The sequence below is a fragment of the Microbacterium sp. K41 genome (genome assembly GCF_004794395.1).
GTDB lineage: Bacteria > Actinomycetota > Actinomycetes > Actinomycetales > Microbacteriaceae > Microbacterium > Microbacterium sufflavum.
This window is the reverse complement of sequence record NZ_SSDO01000038.1, coordinates 1-931: the sequence shown is the minus strand read 5'-3', so window position 1 is coordinate 931 and position 931 is coordinate 1. Positions and strand designations below refer to the sequence as shown.

The following is a 931-nucleotide window of genomic DNA, read 5'->3' as shown; positions in this document are numbered from 1 at the left end:
GGGCGTTCGTGCGTCCGGCCGCGCGCACCTGAGCCGCCCGGTCGGGTCGCCCGAGTCCCGCCCGCCCCGCGGTCAGAAGCCGAGGCACATGACGGCGACGCCCGCGGCCATCGCCCACGACTCCGTGGCGAGCAGACGCCCGGTGCGACCGTGGTGCAGCGGAGGCACGAACCACGCCGCCGCCACGGTCCACAGCACGACCGCGGCGACCCCGATCATCACGAGCGCCGAGAGCACGCCCCCGAGGCCGTGCCCGCCGTGGCCGGTCGGCGTGACGGCGCGCTCGACCGAGGAGACCACGACGGATCCGTCGAACGCGCACACCGCCATCACGAGCGACACCAGCGCCCGGTGACAGCAGGTGGCGGCGGCCGCGGTGCCGCGCACGCCCATGGTGCCGAGCATCGCGGAGACCAGGAGCACCGCGCCGAGCGCGAGCCGCGTCAGGGCGTCGACCCCGGGGATCGCGAGCACGAGCATCCCGGCGGCCATCACCAGCGCCGACTGCCTCCCCTGCCACGGCACCGCCCGCCACGCCGCCACGCACGCGACGGCGGAGACGAGCGCGGCCGCGGCCATCAGCCACGGTGCTGCGGGGACGAGGGGTTCCACGGTCGCAGTATATTGATCGAGCGCTCAATATCGCTAGACCCGACCGTCTACGAGAGGATGGGCACGTGCCCCGCATCGTCGACCACGATGAGCGCCGCCGGCAGATCGCCGAGGCGCTGCTCGCCGTCGCCGCCCGCGACGGCCACGAGAGCGTGTCCTCCCGCGCGGTCGCGAAGGAGCTCGGGGTGGCCACCGGTTCGCTGTGGCACTACTTCGACGGGTTCGACGACGTCGTCCGCGCGGCCGCCGCCGAGGTCACCCGCCGCACCGACCAGCGCATCGCCGAGGCCACCGCGGGGCTGCGCGGCCTCGGCGATTC

At 75.1% G+C, this 931-nt stretch carries 2 protein-coding genes; one reads left to right on the top strand and one right to left on the bottom strand.

What is annotated here, in order from left to right; translation table 11 throughout:
- Positions 1-72: 72 nt before the first annotated feature.
- A complete protein-coding gene (locus DW309_RS00490) occupies positions 73-612 on the bottom strand; it encodes a hypothetical protein (RefSeq protein WP_136035381.1) in 540 nt (179 codons plus the stop codon).
- A 65-nt stretch (positions 613-677) separates the two neighbouring features.
- Here DW309_RS00490 and DW309_RS00485 point away from each other — a divergent pair.
- Positions 678-931: TetR family transcriptional regulator (locus tag DW309_RS00485; protein ID WP_136044213.1), on the top strand; the 254-nt coding region annotated here is incomplete at its 3' end.